The organism is Bhargavaea cecembensis (assembly GCF_001619585.1).
Classification (GTDB): Bacteria; Bacillota; Bacilli; order Bacillales_A; family Planococcaceae; genus Bhargavaea; species Bhargavaea cecembensis_A.
The window spans coordinates 38,316-58,563 of record NZ_LQNT01000009.1; the positions used below are offsets into that span (position 1 = coordinate 38,316).

At 54.8% G+C, this 20,248-nt stretch carries 15 protein-coding genes and 1 other RNA gene; 3 read left to right on the forward strand and 13 right to left on the reverse strand.

Annotated features, from left to right (window positions below; all coding sequences use genetic code 11):
* Positions 1–82: 82 nt before the first annotated feature.
* From AV656_RS03880 to AV656_RS03905, 6 genes are all read right to left on the reverse strand, one after another.
* Positions 83–910 carry a sulfurtransferase gene (locus tag AV656_RS03880; protein WP_063179109.1) on the reverse strand — a complete coding sequence of 276 codons (828 nt, stop codon included), beginning with the start codon at positions 908–910 and terminating at the stop codon, positions 83–85.
* The gene (locus tag AV656_RS03885) at positions 907–4,530 is read right to left on the reverse strand and encodes a dynamin family protein (RefSeq protein WP_063179111.1); all 3,624 of its coding nucleotides are present in this window, start codon (positions 4,528–4,530) and stop codon (positions 907–909) included. Before AV656_RS03885 ends, AV656_RS03880 begins: the two co-directional genes overlap by 4 nt.
* Positions 4,531–4,652: 122 nt before the next feature.
* Positions 4,653–4,928 (reverse strand): hypothetical protein, encoded by a 276-nt coding sequence (locus AV656_RS16285; protein WP_156484795.1) that lies wholly within the window; start codon positions 4,926–4,928, stop codon positions 4,653–4,655.
* Positions 4,929–4,947: 19 nt separating this feature from the next.
* Positions 4,948–6,843, reverse strand: a complete 1,896-nt coding sequence (locus AV656_RS03895) for an ATP-dependent DNA helicase (RefSeq protein WP_063179115.1) — start codon at positions 6,841–6,843, stop codon at positions 4,948–4,950.
* A gap of 131 nt (positions 6,844–6,974) precedes the next feature.
* Positions 6,975–8,279 (reverse strand): DUF4179 domain-containing protein, encoded by a 1,305-nt coding sequence (locus tag AV656_RS03900; protein WP_063179117.1) that lies wholly within the window; start codon positions 8,277–8,279, stop codon positions 6,975–6,977.
* Positions 8,272–8,790 carry a sigma-70 family RNA polymerase sigma factor gene (locus tag AV656_RS03905; protein WP_063179119.1) on the reverse strand — a complete coding sequence of 173 codons (519 nt, stop codon included), beginning with the start codon at positions 8,788–8,790 and terminating at the stop codon, positions 8,272–8,274. Before AV656_RS03905 ends, AV656_RS03900 begins: the two co-directional genes overlap by 8 nt.
* 290 nt (positions 8,791–9,080) lie before the next feature.
* Here AV656_RS03905 and AV656_RS16055 point away from each other — a divergent pair, with 290 nt between their 5' ends.
* A complete protein-coding gene (locus AV656_RS16055) occupies positions 9,081–9,995 on the forward strand; it encodes a nuclease-related domain-containing protein (RefSeq protein ID WP_197462201.1) in 915 nt (304 codons plus the stop codon).
* Here AV656_RS16055 and AV656_RS16290 read toward each other — a convergent pair.
* The 7 genes from AV656_RS16290 to AV656_RS03940 form a co-directional block, all read right to left on the reverse strand.
* Complete coding sequence (locus AV656_RS16290; protein ID WP_156484797.1) at positions 9,907–10,458, reverse strand: hypothetical protein; 552 nt, start codon at positions 10,456–10,458, stop codon at positions 9,907–9,909. The genes AV656_RS16055 and AV656_RS16290 overlap by 89 nt on opposite strands.
* A gap of 57 nt (positions 10,459–10,515) precedes the next feature.
* A complete protein-coding gene (locus tag AV656_RS03915) occupies positions 10,516–11,649 on the reverse strand; it encodes a THUMP domain-containing class I SAM-dependent RNA methyltransferase (protein WP_063179123.1) in 1,134 nt (377 codons plus the stop codon).
* Positions 11,650–11,765: 116 nt separating this feature from the next.
* An RNA gene (gene rnpB, locus AV656_RS03920) (RNase P RNA component class B) lies at positions 11,766–12,146 on the reverse strand.
* 94 nt (positions 12,147–12,240) lie between these two features.
* Positions 12,241–12,540: a cell division regulator GpsB gene (gene gpsB, locus AV656_RS03925; RefSeq protein ID WP_063179125.1), complete on the reverse strand. Its 300-nt coding sequence runs from the start codon at positions 12,538–12,540 to the stop codon at positions 12,241–12,243.
* 150 nt (positions 12,541–12,690) lie between these two features.
* On the reverse strand, positions 12,691–13,938 hold the full coding sequence (locus AV656_RS03930; RefSeq protein ID WP_063179127.1) for a ribonuclease H-like domain-containing protein: 1,248 nt from the start codon (positions 13,936–13,938) through the stop codon (positions 12,691–12,693).
* A gap of 6 nt (positions 13,939–13,944) precedes the next feature.
* Positions 13,945–16,212 carry a DEAD/DEAH box helicase gene (locus tag AV656_RS03935; protein ID WP_063181198.1) on the reverse strand — a complete coding sequence of 756 codons (2,268 nt, stop codon included), beginning with the start codon at positions 16,210–16,212 and terminating at the stop codon, positions 13,945–13,947.
* Entirely contained in the window at positions 16,202–16,570 is a 369-nt protein-coding gene (locus AV656_RS03940; protein ID WP_063179129.1) for a YppE family protein, read from the reverse strand. Before AV656_RS03940 ends, AV656_RS03935 begins: the two co-directional genes overlap by 11 nt.
* 189 nt (positions 16,571–16,759) lie before the next feature.
* On the opposite strand from AV656_RS03940, the gene recU reads away from it, so the two are divergent.
* Both recU and AV656_RS03950 read left to right on the forward strand, forming a co-directional pair.
* Positions 16,760–17,365 (forward strand): Holliday junction resolvase RecU, encoded by a 606-nt coding sequence (recU, locus tag AV656_RS03945; protein WP_063179131.1) that lies wholly within the window; start codon positions 16,760–16,762, stop codon positions 17,363–17,365.
* A 27-nt stretch (positions 17,366–17,392) separates the two neighbouring features.
* On the forward strand, positions 17,393–20,113 hold the full coding sequence (locus tag AV656_RS03950; RefSeq protein ID WP_063179133.1) for a PBP1A family penicillin-binding protein: 2,721 nt from the start codon (positions 17,393–17,395) through the stop codon (positions 20,111–20,113).
* The last annotated feature ends 135 nt before the right edge of the window (positions 20,114–20,248 follow it).

The window sequence follows — 20,248 nt, forward strand, 5'->3', positions numbered from 1 at the left end:
CGTGACAATGATTCTTTCTTTATCACGGTAGATACCCTGTCACTGCCTTTTTAAATCTGGTACTGTCTGGCAGAGTGCCTGATCAGTCGCTTTCTTTCTCTACCGGATTGTCCGGATCGCTCACCCAGTCGCTGTAGCTTCCGACATAGAGTCGGAGGTCCTCCTGACCGATGTGGTCCAGCATGGCAAAGAGCGGAGCCGCTGTCACACCGCTTCCGCAGTAAACCGTTACCTTTTCATCCTTGTCTGCGGTTTTCCTGAGTAACTGCTCCACTGCTTCTCCAGTGTCGAAATAGCCTTCCTTTTTCAGGCGCGTCCAATCAAAATTACGGGCACCTGGGATATGTCCGGCGACCGGGTCCAGCGGTTCATGTTTTCCAAGAAAACGCTCGGCGGCACGGGCATCGATCAGGACACCCTCTTCACGGCCTTCCGAAACACCCTTCACGTCTTCCCGCGACGCCAGCAGATGTGCCTGCCAGTCGGGTTCAACATCCGATACTTGTGGCCGGCACGGTTCCGCATCGACCGGGTAGCCGGCTGTCCGCAAGCCGTCAAACCCTTCTTTCAGAATGAAAGTATGCCTGAATCCGCCGTACCGGAGAAGAAAATAGGCACGTGCGGCAAACGGCTCGCCTCCCCCATCATAAATCAGGATTCTGTCATCGAGGGAAAGGCCGCTCCGCCGGAACAGTTCCGTGAGCTGCGCGCGTGAAGGCATCGGGTGACGTCCGCGGTCAGAATCCATATCCGACATGTCTTTCTCAAGGTCCCAGTAAACCGCACCTGCAATATGACCTTCTTCAAACGCTTTCCTGCCCGCTTCAGGGTCACCGAGCGAAAACCTGGCATCAATCAGCTTGTAGTAGCCTTCCGACAAATCGTCTGCCGATTTGAATACGTCCGTCACCTGGATCCCTCCAATTCACAGATGGCTTCATAAACCTCTTTCCATTCCTGCAGATTCACTGTCTTTTCAAGCACTTCCCTCTCGGAAGCGATGCGGGCAAGCGCGCCATGCAACAGATGCTGGCGAAGACCTTCCGCCTCCAGTTCGGTCCATTGCGTAAAGTCTTCAATCATCCGCTTCTTTTCATTCTCCACATAGACCTCTGCATCCTTCCTTGCAGCCGCTTCAAGTGCATCCCTGAGCTTGTCGCGTCCGCCCCCCTCAAAGAAGTCTTTATCGTTTTTGTACAGACGGTTGACCGATGCATGCTTTTCGGGGTCCGGATAAACCGCCGGGAATGCGAGGCTTGCCTTGTCCTCGGGCTCATATGGCGTCAGTGAGAACATGGCATCCATGTCGCGGAGTTTCCTCTGTTCCTCGGTGAAACGCATGCCGAGTCTTCTGATCGTAAAGTTCATGAGCCGGAAGTCTGTGACCTTCATCTCTTGGACAATATCGAACCCTACCGCATCAAGCGCTTCATGCAGTGCGATGGCAAGGGCTTCCCTGGACGGCTTCGCCGAGAAGGTCGCCGGATTATAGGCTTCTCCGAAGAATTCATTGAACCGGAAGAATACACGCTGGAGCACGTAGTACAATAGCTCATCCAGTTCGGCCTTGGAGTCGTTCAGGATGACCTGTGCAGCTGACTGCGCATAACGCTTCCGCAGCTCCTGCTCGAAACGGCGAAGTTCTTCCATCCGTTCCGCTTTTCTGGACCGGTTCCGCTCGGTCCGCTCAATCAGTTCGCCCAGCCGCTCTGCGGTTTTGCGGCTTTCCTCATTAAGCGCCTGGACCGCCAGCCCGCTCAGTTCATCGCCGAGGAAATGGTGGAACGCTTCCTCAAATTCTGGCATGCCGGAGCCCAAGTCTGCCTGATCCTGCTTTTCTTTCAATGCAAGGAGGCTCGAAATACCGTAAAGCCGCGGGTTGCGGATACCGAATCGCTGCAGTTCACCGCCGACATACTGCTTCACCATGTCAGCTTCCTCTTCGTTTGCCGCAAGGTCGATCGCATTGACGAGGAAGAACATCTTGTCCATCTCAAATGCATCCTTTACCCGGCCCAGCTGGATGAGGAATTCCCTGTCCGCTGCCGCGAATGCATGGTTATAGTAGGTGACGAACAAAATCGCGTCCGCATTGCGGATATATTCAAATGCGACATCTGTATGCCGTGCGTTGATCGAGTCTGCGCCGGGCGTGTCAACGAGTGTGATGCCGCGCCGGGTCAGTTCACAGTCATAATAGAAATCAATTGATTCGACAAAGCAGCTCCGGCTTTCATCTGCAACATACTTGCGGAACTCGTCTTCTTCCACGTTGACCGTCTGTCCGAGCAGCATGCCGCGCTCCGGATAGCCGTCGCGGAATGCCCGGAGAAATGAACGATGCAACTGCTTTCCATCTTCAATGTCTTCCTTGCCGATTGCTTCGTCGGCCTGACGGAACGCTTCGTCAAGCGAGCGGACGGTCATGCCAAGCTGGGCAAACGCCCGGGTGACGTCTTCGGTCATGGCTTCCGCGGACTTCAGATGAATGTCGGCGGTACCACTTTCATGTCTGGCATCCGCAGGCCGGATCCGGTTGATCGCTGCAGTAGTCGGATTCGGGGATACCGGAAGCACGGATTCACCGATCAGGGCGTTCGAGAATGATGACTTCCCGGCACTGAATGCACCGAACAAGGCAATCGTGAAGTCCTGCTTGCCGAGCCGGTCCGCTTTTCGAATCAGGTAATCCGCAGTTTCCTGGAAGCCCGGAATCGGACGGACCTTTTCAGCGATCATGGAGGCCTGTCGGATGGCCTCTTCGGTGTTCACATGACCAACCTCTTCACGCACCGCTTCTTCTTCTGTCCCTGCCTGTTCCTCTTCCTTATCAGGCGCCATTGAGGGATCGAATTCAATTACAGACTCCATCATCGTCCGCTCATTGGCCTCCCAGTTTGCGGCGAGCTCGCCGGCTTCCTTGATCAGTACAGAGGCCGGTGCCTCAAGCGATTTGCGGAAGTCTGCAATTTCGTTGTCGGCCTCTTCGATCGCACGGATCGCATCCGCTTTCCTGCTGAGCACGGACGACTGTTGAAGCTCGGAATCGGTCCGTTCGTTGGCTGCATCGGCGATCCGGGCCGACTGTTCACTTTTCCAATTGTCCGTTTCACGGATAAACCAGCGGATGGTGGACTGGCGCACCGCCTCCGTAAAGTTAAGTACCGTATCTCCCGTGACGAGCGCACCTTGTGGCACCTGGCTTTCAATGACCGAAAGCGGCAGATCGAAATCCATGCCGTCGATCCGGAGCGCTTCTTCGTCCGTCAGGAGACCCGCTTCCCTTAGTGCAGTCTTCATCAGGCCGCGGAGGTGCACGGACACCTGCGTATCCACTGTTTTCCGGTACGTCGCAAGAACGGCTTCCGCCCGCCGCTGCCGTTCCTCCTCCGTCTTTTTCCCGCTGAACAGGAAGCCGACCTTGAACGATTTGGACTGCGCTTCCAGGTAGTCCTTCATGAGATCGCGGACTTCAAACGGCATGAGACCCGCATTTTCAAGGAGGTCCTTCCGCTTTGACTCGAAGTCATCCTGCCAGCGCTCGGGCGACAGCAGTTCGATCCGTCTCGAAGCATCGGCCGCTTCTTCCTTGATCTCCTCACGGCGCGCCCATTCTTCATCGGACAGGACTTCCGCATAGGTGGACTTCCGCTCTTCCCGCTCATCCTCGAGGAACCGGACATGTTCATCTGCGAGCTTCCGGAGAGTTCCTTCAGCCGCTGCCTGCAGCGACTCCTCACGGTTATGGATGGACGTCGCGACCAAAGATTTCACCTTTTCAAAGTCATTATTCGGAAGGTCCGGCTCGCGGAGGGAGGTGAAGAAAATGCCTTTCGGGTGGACACCCCAGGAAGCGAACGATTCCCGAACGGAATTTCTGAAGTCTTCGAAGCTCAGCTCAGCCTCCCGGTGCTTGTCGATCTGGTTGACGATCAGGTAAACATTTTCGTTATAGGTCATGAGGTTCTTCGTGAACGTGAAGTTGAGCCCCGACTGGACATGGTTATAGTCCATGACGTAGAACACGAGGTCCGCCACGTGCAGGGACGACTCCGTCGACAGACGGTGGGCATCGTCGGTCGAATCGACGCCCGGGGTGTCCATGACCGTCACGCCTTCCGGAAGTGCGGAATCTTTGTGACCGACCTCAATCTCGGAGACGGCCTGGCCGTCTTTCGAGAACTCCTTCACATATTGGACGTCCACATCGTCCGAGAACCGGATCGGCGCACCGTCCGTCCGGTGGATGATGGCAAAATCATTGTCTGCTTTATGTACGTTTACGATATTGGCACTTGTCGGAATCGGCCCGGTCGCGAGGATGTCAACACCGGTCAGTGCGTTGATCATGCTCGATTTCCCCGCGGAGAAATGGCCCGCGAACCCGACAATATAATCATTTCTCATCAGTTTCCTTGCAAAACGCTCCGCCTTTTCGGCGCGCTCCCGGTCCCCGTTCTTGCGGAACAGAACCGCCAGCTGTGCAGCCTGCCGGATCAGTTGTTCATGATGCTGTTCAAATTGCGCCATTGGCTACAAATCTCCTCTATGTCTGTTTTCTTGTGCTATCATATCATTTTTTCGCAGGAGCGTGGCAGGGCGGTTTGAATTGGGATAGAGGGGGCGCGGAATACGGAGTTGCGGGCGCGAATTTACGGTTTGCCGGCGCAAAACAGGAAGTTGTGGGCGCGAATCACGGTGCCGGCGCGAAAACGGATGCTGCGGACGCGAATTCCGGAGGTACCGGCGCAAAACAGGGAGTTGTGGGCGCGAATCATGGTGCCGGCGCGAAAACGTGTGCTGCGGCCGCCAATTCTGGAGTTGCCGGCGCGAAACAGGGAGTTGTGGGCGCAAATCACGGTGCCGACGCGAAATGCAGCATTGCAGGTGCGAACTGACCACACAACGCACTCCATCCACTCCAACAACACAAAAAAGCCTTCCGCATCATGCGGAAGGCAGGCTGTCTGGCTGGACGGGAAGCACTTTCAGGATCTCCTCTTCAGCCTTCAGTTCATGTTCATCAAGCAGCAATTGGATGTCACCTTGGTCCTCGGATGTCCGGATCAGTCGGCCGATGCCCTGGCGAAGACGCAGAAGCATATATGGCATGTCGATGTCACGGTGCGCATCTTCCGCGAAGCGTCGCTTTGCTTCGAAGAGCGGGTCGTCAGGCGGGTATGGAAGGTCATGGATGATGACACGTGTGAGCGCCTCACCCGGAATATCGAGCCCTTCCCAAAGATGCCAGGAACAGAGCATCTGTGCCTTGCCCTGCTGGAAGTCCCTGACCATCGCGGACAGCGCACGATCTCCTTCAAACAGGAAGCGCGGATCTTGGCCCGCTGCTTTCCGGAAAGCATCCATGGAAGCCTTCGACCGGAAGAGGATGAGCGACTGCTGTCCGTCTTCAGTGAGCCGGAGTACTTCGGCCGCTTTGTCTGCAGCACGCTTCACCCTGATCTTCATCACTTCTTCGTAGTCAAACGGCGACTCGACGGAGAAGGACTTGAAATCACGAATTCCGAGGGAACCGGCGAGGAACGAGAAGTCTCCGTCCACAGACATTGTGGCGGATGAGAAGATGACCGGCATCTTCTTCGAGAAAAGCAGTTCCTCCAGCATATCGGTCACAAGACGCGGCATGATGACAAGCGTCTCATCGCCGTTCTCATCTTCCAGCCAGTCCACCGCTTCACCGTTTTCGGCAAAGAGTTTCATTGAGTGGATATATTGCTCAAGGTATTCCTCAGCAATCTTCAAGTCGTATTCCGGAATCACATAAAGGTCAGCATCGAAAACAAGTTCTTCAAGAATATCGACGGCGAGCTTCACAACAGCGGATGAATGGTCACCGATTGCCTTTGAGCGGACGATGGCACGGCGATCGCCCTCCCCTTCGGCGGACTCATGAAGCAGGCGGAACAGTTCCGCGTGATGGTCGATCAGCGCCTCCATGAGTACAAGCGTCTTTTCGCGGACTCCGTCGACCATGATGCGGGACAGCACCGTGTCGATCGTGCGCTCCTGTACGCGGTACGTAAATGCCTTCTGCGCAGCATACTCCAGCAGGTGGCCTTCGTCGAATACCACGACCGAGGATTCCGGCAGGAGCGGAAGCTGTCCCTGCCGGCTGCGCGATTCTTTTGTCCAGAGATGTTCCATATAAAAGTCCTGCGAGCAGATGATCAGATCGGTCGACGACCTGTAGTGGTTCCGGTGCAGCGTCTGGCCGCAGCGGTTCCGCAGTTCACATGATCCGCACTGATAAATCGGATGGTAGTTGACCGAATTCCAATCCTCGTCGGACAGATCCGGATAATCGGATCGGGCACCGTAAGGGTCCAGTCGCATCATTGAACCGTGGCCGCGTACAAAGTCCGGCAGGCCGGCGTCGATCACGTCAGCGACATCAGTCACGCCTTTTGATTCATCAAGCCGCTTCAGGCACAGATACTGTTCGCGCGACTTGGCAAGCCGGACGTCAACAGTCAGGCCGAGCGCCCGCTCGAGCTTGCCGATATCCCCGGTTTCCTTGACCAGCTGGTCGATGAGTGTCTCGTCGGCACATGCGATGATCGCGGGCTTCCCGGTATACCGTGCATATGCGACCGCCGGCAGAAGGTAAGCGATCGTCTTGCCGGTGCCGACCCCCGCTTCCGCGAACAAAACCGATTTGTCTTTGAGTGCCTGGCCGATCTGAAACGCCATGAACACCTGCTCATCGCGGAGGTCAAACCCCTTCTCGGTCAGCTCATCGTACAGCACATCGCCGATCCAGTCGTCGAGTGACTCAAAAAACGACCGCTCCCGGTCCAATGCAAACGGAATCGCCTGTTTCAATCGAAAGCCCCCTGTAAACGTAATGAAAGCATTTTTCCAATCTGGCGGAAAAATGCACGATTTTATTAGTATAGCACGCCATGAAAAAAGTGGGAAGCATTTAAGTCTATGCTTCCCACCAGTTGTCCGTTTCATTCAAGACGGATGGTCACATCACCTTCGATGTAATTCGGATAGGCGAAGAACTCGACGGTGATCGGATTCACGTAATCTCCGTTTGTGAATCTCAGGTCATTATAACTGTAATGATCAATTTGCCAGTAACCGCCCGAAGAAAGGTCGATTCTTTTTCCGTTCGCATCAGTCGCATTGCCGAGATACCCATAGCCGAAATCAGGCCCTGTTTTCAGCTTTGTTTCAATTACAGTCGCAGACAGCTCTGTCACTTCAAGTTTTCCATCAGACGGTGTCTCCAGAACTTCACCGGTGAGTGTATCCACGACGAGCCGTTCTGTTTTGTCGATGGCCTGCATGCGGTTCATCCGTAAACTCATCAGGTCCGGCTGTTCGAAATAGTTGCTCTGAAGGAAATAGACATCCGTTCCGTCCTCATCCTGAGTCGCAGTCATCCCGTTGATAATCCGGCTCCACACTTCCCCGTTGCCGTCTTCGATCCGGAGATCCTCGTATTGCAGGATGTCCATCTGATTGTCCGGATCTTCCTTGATTCTGATGGCAACTTTCAGCGGATGGACTGTGATGGATTCGATGGTGAGTTTTTGACCGTCAACGGACACGGTCCGGTTCAGCTCATATACCTTTCCTTCGGCAATCGGATTTTGAACGGTGAATGGGAGACTGAATAGATGCTCCTCTGCATCACGGATGGTGAGCTTCAATTCGAAATCACGAATATCCGTCTGCAATGGTTCAGCAAAGTTGTAATGAATCAACTGCTCATTGCTCATGCTTCCGTCTTCGGACGGGTAATTAAAACTGATGCCTTGAGGTTCGAGCAGCTCGCTTCCCGAAAAAAGATCAATCTTCTCAATGTCCGGATCTCTCATCCCAGTCGTGGAATCCACTGTGTAAGAAATGACCATCCCAGACTGATCGACGATGACGCCATTCAGTGTGACCGTGACCGTTCCGTCCGAGTCGGTCGAATGGACTTCTTCATAATACTCGTTGTCCATAATGGCCTTCAGGCCTTTGTCGTCTTGAATCAAATCCACGATCAGTGACATCCCCGGGAGACTGGAGACCGCATGTGCAAATGCAGGCGAAACCCGTATGGTCATGACGAACGCCAGCAACAGGACTGCAACCGCCGCTGCCGGCCAGATCAATCGGCGGGCCGGTCTCTTCCGGTTGCGTTCCTGCTCCGCTTGCCGCACACCGGCCCGGATTGCCGTCGACAGTGCTTCTTCGGGAATTGGAATGTTATCTAGCCGTTCCTTCATGCTCTCCAGCCGTTGCTCTTCACGCTCAGTCATTTGCACGCCCTCCTTTCCCGTTCATAAAATCCCGCAGAGCCCGCAAGGACTTATGAAGCCGTGACTTAACGGTACCCTCCGGAACCTGTTCGATCTCCGCAATTTCTTTGATTTTCATATCTTCGAAATATTTCAGATGGATCAGGCGGCGTGACGGGCCCGGCAGCGCAAGAAGTGCTTCCTCAAGCACGAGTAAATCATCGCCCGCTTTCGAGATGCTTTCCGGCATCCGGTCGGTCACCGGCTCTCGCCTCGCCTTTTTCAACTCATCCTGACAGTAATTGATCATGATCCGCGTCAGCCATGTTCTTGCATAAGCCGGTTCCTTTAGCCTGCGGATGTTTTTGAACGCCCTTGCCGTCACTTCCTGCACTGCCTCAACCGCGGCATGCTCACTCTTTAGGAAGGCATACGCCGTGCGGTAAAGCGGCGCCTTATGCAGCTCCATCAGCCTGACGAACGCCTCGGCATCTCCCCTTATTGCACGCTCGGCCAGCTCTCGTTCTTCCATGCCCTTCCCCCGCTTCCGGTGTCTCTGTACTTATTAGACAGCCGGAACGGAGAAAAGTTCAAGGGGATTTGATGAAATTTGATTTTATTTTTGAGGAAAGTGTGGTGCGGCGAGATTTGCTTCTAGTGGGCTAGTTGCAAAATCTGATTTTGATAAGCATTTGGATGGCGAATTTGAAAAATGGGGATTTGCGCGGCACAGAATCTTTCGGGTGTAATGGATTGACTGGAGGTGCTGCGATGAGGAGATTTCCGTTGGAACTTTACGGAATCAGGAGGATGTTAAGAAGGATGGACGAGCGTTCGGCAGATTACCTTGAGATAGGAGAGCAAGAACGTGCAATGACGTTCGGATGGCTGGGAGAACGCAGGGTTGATCAGTTTGTGGCACGGTCGGGTATTCATCCGGAGCGGATCATCACCAATTTGACATTACACCAGCCGACTGTGGGTGCTGTACAGCTGGACACAATTATCGTGACCAACTCTAGAGTATTGCTTTTGGAAGTGAAAAACATCCACGGAACGCTGGAGCTGGAAAGTGCTCCTGCACGGTTAAAAAGGACGGCTGCGGACGGCGTGATTCAGTATTTTGGATGCCCATATACTCAACTCACTAACGCGACTGCTGTATTATCCCGGCGTCTCGATTCTCACCGTATTTCATTACCGGTGGAAGGGGCACTGATCCTTGCCGCAAAAAACTCTGAACCCAAATTCCCAAAAGGCCACCAAGCTTATTTCCCTAGTGAACTGCCAGGTCTGATTCACCGGGCGAACAATGAATCCAAGCTCGTTAACAACGAGGATGCCATTGCGATTGCTGCGTATCTTCGCCGTCTGCACTCTCCTTTTAATCCATTTCCGCTGGCGTCATCACGGGAATTGACTGGGTTGTACCATGGCTCGCTCTGCAGCCTCTGCGACGGACACTTGCGCATCGGTTCAACCAGAAAAACAGATTGCCGGAAATGTGGCGCTTCCCAATGGATGCCGTACACTGAAAATCTGATTGACTACTTCCTGATTTGGGGCGACACACTCACCAGCCGACAATGTGAGGCTTATCTAGGTGTAAAGGGCACGAAAGCAAAATCACTTCTCCGTTCCGGCCCCTTTATTCGGCACTTGTCTTCTCATAGAACGTATTACACTCTTGATTATTCTGCTGTCCGATTAAATTCGAATGGAAAGTTAATGTTGTGATCAATTGGAAATGCCTGTCCGCGTCTGCAACTTGTGATTTCGCGACCACAACTCGCGTTTTTGCGTCGGCACCGTGGTTTGCGACGGCAACTCCTGTTTTCGCGACGACAATTTGTGATTTCGCGTCCGCAACTCGCGTTTTCGCGTCGGCACCGTGATTCGCGACGGCAACTCCTGTTTTCGCGACAGCAACCTCTGATTTTGCGTCCGCAACTCGCGTTTTTGCGTCGGCACCGTGGTTTGCGACGGCAACTCCTGTTTTCGCGACGACAACTTGTGATTTCGCGTCCGCAACTTGCGTTTTTGCGCCGGCACCATGATTCGCGACCGTATTTCCTGTTTTCGCGTCGACAACTTGTGATTTCGCGTCCGCACCGTAGTTCGTGACGGCAACTCTTGTTTTCGCGACGGCAACTCCTGTTTTCACGACGACAACCTCTGAATTCGCGACCGCACCACTCATTTTCGCCCCGGCACCAAAACAAAAAAACCGGGCATCAGCCCGGTTTCCCCACTCCGATCAGTCTCTTTTCTTTTGTCCCCAGAATTGGTAATAGTCAGTGCGGATGAATCCGTTGAAGAGCTTGCGTTTCTTCGTCGCCTGGCGTCCGAAGAGTTCTTCGAAGTTTTCCATCGACGAAAGCATGTAGACGGACCAGGTCGGATACTGTTTCATCACCTTGCCGAGTCCGCGGATGACTTGTTCGACTTCCTCGACTTCGCCGATCCGCTCGCCGTATGGCGGGTTGGAGGCCATGACTCCGTTTTCTTTGTCGGTGGTGAAGTCGGCGGCCTGCATCTGCTTGAAGCGAATCATGTCCGCAAAGCCGGCTTCCGCGGAGTTGGCTTCAGCGATTTTAATCATCCGGTGATCGATGTCGGTGCCGGAGATGTCCAGTTCGATGTCGTAGTCGGCTACCGTGTCCGCATGGGCGCGGACGTCTTCCCAAACGGAAGTGTTCATCCATGGCCATTGTTCGCTAACGAACTCACGGTTATAGCCGGGAGCAAGGTTCTGGCCGATCATGGCCGCTTCAATCGCAAGTGTGCCGGATCCGCAGAACGGATCGTGGAACGGGCGGTCCGGGCTCCAGCGGGTCAGCTGGACAAGTGCCGCGGCGAGTGTTTCCTTCAGCGGCGCATCACCTTGTCCCACACGGTAGCCCCGTTTGTGGAGTCCCGCTCCGCTCGTGTCGATCGTGAGCGTCGCTACGTCTTTCAGCACGGACACTTCGATTTTGAACAGCGCGCCGGTTTCCGGCAAAATGCCCCGCCGGCCATATGCCCCGTTCAGCCGTTCGACAATGGCTTTCTTGGTGATGGCCTGGCAGTCGCGGACGCTGCCGAGCTGGGATTTGACGGATTTTCCGCTAACCGGGAACTCCGCGTCTGCAGGAAGGTAGTCTTCCCACGGGATCGACTTGACGCCTTCGAACAGGTCGTCGAATGTGATCGCCTTGAACTCGCCTGCGACAATCTTGACCCGGTCTGCGACGCGGAGCCACAGGTTTGCACGCGCAATGGCGGTCTCGTCCCCTTCAAAGTAGATCTTCCCGTTTTCGACGGTCGGCTCGTAGCCGAGTGCACGCACTTCATCGGCAACAGGCTTTTCAAGACCCATCGCGGCGGTTGCCACCAATTTGAATGTCGTCATCGTACCACTCCTCACCGCCGGGACGGTACCCGGCGAGTCTGCTGTATGTATCGTACAAAAGAAACGCTCTCCTGTCATGGGAGAGCGTTTCGTTAAATGCAAATATACCGTCGCCATTCGATAAGCCATGTTTTGTTCCTTCGTACTCAGACGGCTTGCGCCTCGTACTCCGGCGGTAATCATCTATCTACAGTCAGCTGCCTGTCCCTTCCTCCGTTCATTTCCTTCGGAAGGACGCCCCTACCAAAATTTGGGTTTCTCGCTCGAGGGGTTTACCCGTTCCACCCGCACCGTTTCCGATGCGGCTACGTCACTGTGGCACTTTTCAGGAGATCTCTGCCATATCCCGAAGGACTTAGGCATTATCCCCGCCGTCAGACCCGGATGGATCTGCCCCGGCTTATGACTTCGCCGGGCACGAACACTACGGTCATCTCAGAACCGTGCGAGCATGGACTTTCCTCTACAACCCGAAGTTGCAGCGATCACCTGAATGGCGACTTTGGCAACGATCATCATAACATATACGCGCCCCGGAATCAACCCGGGGAAGACTACCATCTTCCCCCATTCCGGAGCGCGCTTAAAAAATCAGTCGTTCAGTTTATTTCCGAATACATGGCGTTCGAGGTTCGACAAACGCTTCAGGATGTCGAAGTTCGTCGTACCCGTCTGCTGAGGAGCCGGTGCGGATGAACGGCTTTTCAGTTCTTCGATTTCCTCGGCCAGCCGCCTGTTATCTTCGGTCAGTGCGGCAATCTTCTTGTTGAATGCTTCATAGTCTTGGATGATTTCATCGAGAAAGTGATCGACTTCGTCCGGTTTGTATCCCCGGACTCCAGTTTTGAACTCATGTTCGAGGATTTCCTTGGCAGTCAGTTTAGTCTCCATGACTCTCGTCCTTCCGTCTTTGCTAGCTTCCTTAAATTATAGCATATTTTGCCCGCGGTTGTTTAACCTTGTCGGAAAGAATAAGCCTGTCTGTCGTAACCTGCGCTTGCCCGGGAAATAGTCCGGGTACTTCGGAAATTTATTTCCCCGTTATTTCCCCTGTTTTCTGCGGACCCGGGCGAGGCGGGCTGCAAAGCGCTCCTGCCACCGCTCTTTGCGGGTGGGTTTCATCGTTTTCATGTTTTTCAGGAGCCCTGCGGCCCGGAGGCAGTTCATCTCCGCTTCGGGCAATTTTCCTAGGCGGTGTTCTTGGAGCTTTGCCAGCTCCTCGAGTGCCTGGAGGGTCTTCTGCTCATCCAGGCCGCCTTTGTATGCCTGAAGAAAAGCGGACTCCGCATCTTCGTAGCGGCGCTCTTTTTTTAGGAGGAACCCGAGATAGTAATACGCTTCATCGGTTTCGTCGAAAAAGACGCTGGTCACTTCTTCGAGCACCTCGCGGCTTTTCTCGTATGCTTTCAGATCACCGAACCATTTGCCGATGTTCGTGTGCGGAAGCGGGGTATCTTCTTCGTTCTCTTTCATGAGCAGGCCCGTCAGCCTTGTAAACAGCGTGACAAGCGACAGCAAATCCCACTCATTATGACGAAGGACGCGGAGGAGCAGGTCCGGGTTCCCGCTCCGTACCGAGTCAGTATAGATGATCGGCGCAAGGAACCCCGGGATATCGTCTTCCCTGTGGAAGCCGAGCACTTCCTCCTCGACTGACTTCAGAGAGAAACTGTCCAGGCCGCCCTTCCAGATTCGGCGGGTGCCCTGGAGCAGATCAATATGGACGGGATCGGGAAGTTTCGGCAGGTGTTCGCGGTTCATTGTCCACCGTGTTTGGAGTTGCGGCCAGTCAAAGCTCTTGCCGTTGTAGGTGACGAGTGTCCGGCCCGGCTTCCAGAGTCCCGTTTCAAAGAGAAACGCCATCTCGTGTGCGGGGTCGGCCATCACATATTGGTCCAGGGTAAAGTCCTCCCCGTCCGTCGACAGCAGGCCCGCCATGAAAATGAGGGAACCGGTGCCCTTCAGGCCGGTCGTCTCCGTATCGAAAAACAGCAGTTTCTTCTCGTCCCCTTCGGCAAACGGATGGATTCCGTCCGAGCCGGACCATACCGACGCTGCTTCCCCAAGCATGCCGAGCGCAAGGCCGCCGTGCACAGTGTCCGGCGGGTAGTCCGTCCGCTTCAGGAATACCGTGCCGAACTGATTGTCAATGCGCGTAAGCCCGGCCGCTTCCCAGCGCTCTGTATATTCAGGAGCGGGCGGCTTCTTGTAGGCTGTTTCTTTCTTTTTTTCGGCAGGGGCCTTCTTCAGCATCTTCTTCATCTGCATCAGACGATTTTCATAGGACATGGCGGCTCACCCCGCAAGCTTTCTGAGAAGCTCGGCGACACGGCGCTTGATGTTGCCTCCTGATTCCTGTGCTCCGATGCACACCGGGCAGCCGGACTCGCACGGGCACGATTCCACATGGCCGGCTGTCTGATCGAGCAGGTCCGGCCACATGCCGTGAACCCGCTTGCTGAGCCCGATGCCTCCCGGGTAGCTGTCATAGATAAAGAACGTCGGCCGCTTGGTGTGGACCGCCTTTACCTGCGGGACGACATGGATATCGGAGCGGTCACAGCTGACAAACAGCGGGATAAACGAATGCATCGCATACGCCGCTCCGGTCATCGTGTCGGTCAGGTCGGATTCCGACCAGTCCGCAGGCCGCTCAAACGACAGCCAGGCCGAAGATGTGTGCATTTCCTCTGCGGGAAGCGTGATCGGGCCGGAACCGATATTGTCATGGGTATCGAAACGGATCTTCTTGAAGATGGTCGGCATGGCAAGTACGGCAATGTCTCCGAATGACTCGGCATGGTCTCCCTGCTCCTCGAATTCATCTTCCGCGATCACTTTAAGCTCGACGGCCAGGTTTGCATCCGTGAAGTAGTCCACATCGACTTCACGGACATACGCCTTCTTTTCCTCCCAATCGAGTTCCTCGACCTGATACTGGGTCCCCTGATGGATGTAGATCGCTTCCTCATGGAGGAGCGTCATCGCGCTGTAGCGGTCCATCTCTCCAATGACGGTCGTGTCGCGCGGGACTGACTTGTCGATGATGATGACGTTCTCCTGGGAAGCGGACCGCAGGCTGATCTCGCTCGCCGGGAAGCGCTCGCTCATCCAGTGCCACTTGTCGCCGGCCTGAACAAGGATGCCTTCATCCGCCAGGAAGGCGAGCAGTTCCTGCACATCGAACTCGCCGTACTGCTCGTCAAGCGTGAACGGCAGCTCGAACGACGCACACTTCAGGTGGTCCATGAGGATCAGAATGTTGTCGGGGTGGATGCGCGCCTCTTCCGGCGACTGACCGAACAGGTACTCCGGATGGTCAATCACGTATTGGTCGAGAGGGAGCGACTGGGCGACGTAAACGATCAGCGCCTCATCCTGACGCCGCCCGGCACGGCCAGCCTGCTGCCAGGCACTTGCGATGTTCCCGGGATAGCCGGTCATGATGCACGCCTGCAGCTGCCCGATATCCACGCCGAGCTCAAGCGCATTCGTCGAGACGACGGTCTTGATGTCCCCGTTCCGGAGGCCTTTCTCGATCTCTCGCCGCTCCGACGGCAGGTATCCGCCCCGGTAACCCCGGATTGTCGTGTCGGACAGCTTCTTTTTTGTCATCTCCTTCATGTACGTGACGAGCATCTCGACACGCACCCGGCTCTTGGCGAATACAATGGTCTGGATGTTCTCCCGGTAAAGACGTCGGGCAAGGTCGCGAACCTCAAGCACCGCGGATCTCCGTATACCGAATGTCGGGTGCACCACAGGGGGGTTATAAAAGATGAAATGCTTTTTGCCTGCCGGCGCACCATTGTCCGCAATCAGCGCCATCTCCCGGTTTGCGAGCGACTCTGCGAGTTCTTTCGGATTGGCGATCGTGGCGGATGTGCAGATGATGACCGGGTCGCTGCCGTAATAACGTGCAATCCTGATCAGCCTGCGTAGCACATGGGCGACATGGCTGCCGAATACCCCTTTATACGTATGAAGTTCGTCAATAACGATATACTTCAGATTTTCAAATAGCGAGACCCACTTTGTATGGTGCGGCAAAATGCCGGAGTGTAGCATATCCGGGTTCGTCATGATGATATGGCCGGATTTCCTGACTTTCTGCCGGATTCCCGGGCTCGTATCCCCGTCATACGTATGGCTCAGGATTTCTTCGCCGCTCTCTTCGATCAGCCGGTGAAGATCCGCCATCTGGTCCTGTGCGAGGGCTTTGGTCGGGAACAGATAAAGCGCACGTGACGACCGGTCTTCCAGCACAGACTGCAGAACTGGCAGATGATAGCAGAGAGACTTCCCCGAGGCGGTCGGAGTCACAGCAGTGAACGACCTGCCCGAAAAGGCCAGATCGAACGCTTCCCGCTGATGGGTATAGAGCCGGCTGATCCCGCGTGACTCGAGCGCTTTCCGGATTGACGGGTGGAGCCGCTCCGGAAATGTTGCGTAGCGCGCCTCCTTCCCGTCAATGACGCGATGGTGCCGGATCGACTCGCGCATTTCCGGGTCGGACAGCCATTCACTGACCAGTTCACCGATGGTCTTCTGTTTATTCAGCACCATCCGCATCCTCCTCCATTGCGGCCAGCATTGTCTTCAGAAGATACTCTGCCGACTGGACCGAATCATAAAACCGCTTCTTGCCGGTTTTCGGATAAAACGACTGGACCACAAACTGCGTCATCATGTCAGCTGCGTTCTCGATCTGGGGCTCGCGCACATGCTTGGGCCGCTCCTTCCGAACCCAGTCAGAAGACAATCTCTTCCATTCAGAAATCAACTGATGGACACGGTCCGCATATGGCTTAACTTCCCCGAAAAAGTCAGGCTCCCGCTCCTCTTCTCTCATGCGGGTATGGCGGGGACGGCATTTTCCGCATTCGTCCAGCAACTCTAATGTCATTTCATAAAGTTTCATATATAGAGTCTTCCTTTTTAGTTGGTTTTCTTCATCCTACCAAATATGATGATAAGTGACCACCTGAAGGGGAACAGACATTCCTTGGATGCCATCTGTAAAAAACATCCACTTGCAAATCCGAAACCCCGTGATGCCATAAGACGTCCTATGGGTGTGGTATGATAGGTTGAATGCGAGGTGAACAAGATGGCAATTCGCTATCCCGGCGGAAGAAAGTATACTCCGGCCGAAAAGCCCGCGGTCAAGTCTGCGAAAAAGGACTACTCGTTCAGCAATAGGGGTAAGACATTGGAGGACGAATTGGACGAGTCCAATGCCTATTATCTCGCAAACGGCATCGCGGTCATCCACAAGAAACCCGTACCCGTGCAGATCGTGAAGGTCGACTATCCGTCCAGAAGTGCCGCGGTTATCCGCGAAGCCTACTTCAAGACGCCATCGACAACCGACTACAACGGGATCTACCACGGCCATCATATTGATTTTGACGCGAAGGAGACCGGGGTCAGCTCCTCCTTTCCGCTGAAAAACATTCACGAGCACCAGATCGAGCATATGCGCAGCGTGACGGATCAGGGAGGCATTGCGTTCCTGATCGTCAAGTTCACTAAAACTGAACGTTATTTTATCGTGCCATTCGATCTGGTCGACCGTGCATGGAAGCGGATGATGGACGGAGGCCGGAAATCGATTCCGGTCGCCGAACTGGAGGAAGAGGCCGTCGAGTTCAACGCCGGATTCCGGCCAAGGCTCGACTATCTGGGCGCCATCGCGAAATTAGGCATTTCTTGATGCAATAGTAGAAAGAGAGGAAAACCTATGAGTGACCAGATTCAATCGCGCTCCGAAAGGCGTAAACAGCAGGAACAGGCCCGCAAGTCGGACCGGAATAACTCCAAAAAGCCGGGAGGCAAAAAGAAACAGCCGCTCTGGAAAAAGATTCTGAAAGTCGCCGTCATCCTCGCGATTGTCGGCTTTGTTTTCGGCGTCGGACTGTTCACCTTTTATGCGGCGACTGCGCCGGAACTGGACGAGGAATCGCTGAAGGACCCGCTTTCCTCAGAACTGTACGTGGCCGGCTCGGAGGAACCGCTGCTCACACTGGGTCCCGAAAACCGGGAATATGTAGAATATGAACAGATTCCGCAGATCATGGAAGACGCCATCCTCGCAACCGAGGACGTACGCTTCTACAAGCACCACGGGATGGACCTGTGGCGGCTCGGGGGCGCGGTGCTTGCCAACTTCCGCCAAGGCTTTGGCGCACAGGGCGCCAGCACAATCTCCCAGCAGGTCGTGAAAAACTCGTTCCTCCAGAACGAGAAAACGCTGAAGCGGAAAGCCCAGGAAGCATGGCTAGCGTTTCAGCTTGAACGGAAATACGAAAAAGAAGAAATCTTCGAGATGTACTTCAATAAAGTCCTCATGACCGATAACATCTATGGATTCGGTACCGCAGCCGATCAATTCTACGGCAAGGAGCCGGAAGAACTCGAGCTGCACGAGGCAGCCCTCCTTGCAGGGATGCCGCAAAGCCCGAACCGCTATAACCCGTACCGCCACCCTGAGCGAGCCGAAAAGCGCCGTAACATCGTCCTCGGACTGATGGTTCAGCACGGCAAGATCAACCAGGAACAGGCCGATGCGGCAAAAGAAGTGCCGGTTACCGAAGGTCTTATTCCTCCCGAGGATCAGAAACAACATGGCAGCAACAAATATGCGGCATTTGTCGATATGGTCAGGGAAGAACTCGAAGAGCATGACCTTTCCATCGCAGACGGGCTGAAGATTTATACCACATTGGATCCGGCTGCACAGGAAACAGTCGAATCCACCATCACCCATGACAAAATCCCGGGTGAAGCATCCTCCAGCGCTGCTGTCATTGATACAAAATCCGGCGCAGTTAAGGCCGTTGCCGGGCGCCCCGATTACAAAACCGGTGACAAAAACCTGGCGTTGGTCACCAACCGTTCCGTCGGATCGACCATCAAGCCGATCATGGACTATGGCCCTGCCGTCGAATACCTCGACTGGTCAACCGGCCATACAGTCAACGATGAGCGCAGGACCTATAAGGGAAGCGACCAGATCATCAGAAACGCCGACGGTCAATACCGCGGTAAAATGACGATGAGAAAAGCACTTTATATGTCCCAGAACGTACCGGCTGTTTCGACGTTCGAGGAAGTGGGTGCAGGAAAAGCAGCCGAGTTTGCAAACAAAGTCGGGATCAATGTGGAAAATCCTAATTCATCCTCTGCTTTGGGCGGCGGGATCGGTGCTTCCCCGATGCAGATGGCCAGCGCCTATGCCGCATTCGGCAATGGCGGGATGTATACGGAGCCATACACCATCAATAAGGTTGTCCTCAGGGACGGAAAAACGGAACGGGACCTCCGTCCGAAACCGGTAAGTGCCATGAAGGATTCCACCGCATACATGATTACGGATGTTCTCAGAGATGTGGTGAAGAACCCTCAGGGAACAGCCTATCAAAATGTGAGTTCCCATGGCCTGGACGTTGCCGGCAAGACCGGAACGACCAACTATGACACAAAAACATTTGAGGAACGATTCAGCGGTGAAAGCATGGCAGTTCCGGACAGCTGGTTTGTCGGATATACGCCTGAATACTCCATTGCGGTCTGGACCGGACACGAGGATTACTACACGCCCCTTAAAACTTGGGATGAGCGAAGGTTCCCTCAAAGAGCCTTCTCAGAAATCCTCGGCAGTCTGGCGCAGCGCGGCGAACACACGACGTTCAAGAAGCCGAATTCCGTCGTGGAAGCGACAATAGAGGTCGGTACGGATCCGCTCCGGCTCGCCAGTGACTGGACCCCTTCCGACCGGAAGAGTACCGAACTGTTTGTCCGGGGAACTGTGCCTGAACGCGTGTCCCAGACATACGAACCCGAGGAAGAGGAAACAGAAACGCTTCCGGCACCGACCGGCTTGAGCGCAGACTATGACGAATCGCAAAATCTCGTCCGTCTCAGCTGGAACCATGAAGGCGGAGAAGACGTCGAGTTCGCCGTCACATACAGTATCGACGGCGGCGGTGCACAGAACCTGACGACCACGACCGAAATGACTGCCGCGGCAACCGGCGTCGAACCGGGCAGGACGTATACGTTCTCTGTTGTGGCGAGATCCGGCGACGCTTCCAGTGCTCCTGCCTCGGTCTCCGTCCAAATCGGAGGCGCTCCTGAGGAAGAGCAGCCGGAAGAACCTGAAGAAAACGAACAGGAACCGGACGAAAATGAGCAGCAACCGGACGAAAACGAGCAAGAACCGGATGAAAATGAACAGGGTGACGGCGGCAATGCAGGAAACCCTGGCAACCAGAACCCAGGCCAAGGCCAGGGCGGCGGATCCGGCAACCAAGACAATCCGGACGACGGTCAGGGCGGTCAGGGCAACCAGGGCGGGGGCCAGCAACAGACCCCTGGCGGCCAGGACGGCCAGACTAATCCCGGCAACGGATCCGGCGATCAAGACGGTGACGGAACCGGAGAAGAAGACCAGAATCCTTGATGAACAGACGGCCATGCGAGAAATCGCATGGCCGTTTTTTTTGTGCATTGTCCTGGACGCGCTTGCTTTTCGTAATCAAACTTCTTGGGTTCGTACGTGAACCTGAGGCGCCCCATTTTTCGTACGACTTCTTGG

Excerpts from the sequence above, each read along its gene's own strand:
- AV656_RS16290 (WP_156484797.1), bottom strand. The coding sequence starts at position 10,458 with ATGAGTGGTGCGGTCGCGAATTCAGAGGTTGTCGTCGTGAAAACAGGA.
- AV656_RS03900 (WP_063179117.1), bottom strand. The coding sequence starts at position 8,279 with ATGACTGAGCGTGAAGAGCAACGGCTGGAGAGCATGAAGGAACGGCTA.
- recU (WP_063179131.1), top strand. The coding sequence starts at position 16,760 with ATGGCAATTCGCTATCCCGGCGGAAGAAAGTATACTCCGGCCGAAAAG.
- AV656_RS03940 (WP_063179129.1), bottom strand. The coding sequence starts at position 16,570 with ATGAAACTTTATGAAATGACATTAGAGTTGCTGGACGAATGCGGAAAA.
- AV656_RS03905 (WP_063179119.1), bottom strand. The coding sequence starts at position 8,790 with ATGGAAGAACGAGAGCTGGCCGAGCGTGCAATAAGGGGAGATGCCGAG.
- gpsB (WP_063179125.1), bottom strand. The coding sequence starts at position 12,540 with ATGGAGACTAAACTGACTGCCAAGGAAATCCTCGAACATGAGTTCAAA.
- AV656_RS03885 (WP_063179111.1), bottom strand. The coding sequence starts at position 4,530 with ATGGCGCAATTTGAACAGCATCATGAACAACTGATCCGGCAGGCTGCA.
- AV656_RS03950 (WP_063179133.1), top strand. The coding sequence starts at position 17,393 with ATGAGTGACCAGATTCAATCGCGCTCCGAAAGGCGTAAACAGCAGGAA.
- AV656_RS03930 (WP_063179127.1), bottom strand. The coding sequence starts at position 13,938 with ATGTCCTATGAAAATCGTCTGATGCAGATGAAGAAGATGCTGAAGAAG.
- AV656_RS03915 (WP_063179123.1), bottom strand. The coding sequence starts at position 11,649 with ATGACGACATTCAAATTGGTGGCAACCGCCGCGATGGGTCTTGAAAAG.
- AV656_RS16055 (WP_197462201.1), top strand. The coding sequence starts at position 9,081 with ATGGACGAGCGTTCGGCAGATTACCTTGAGATAGGAGAGCAAGAACGT.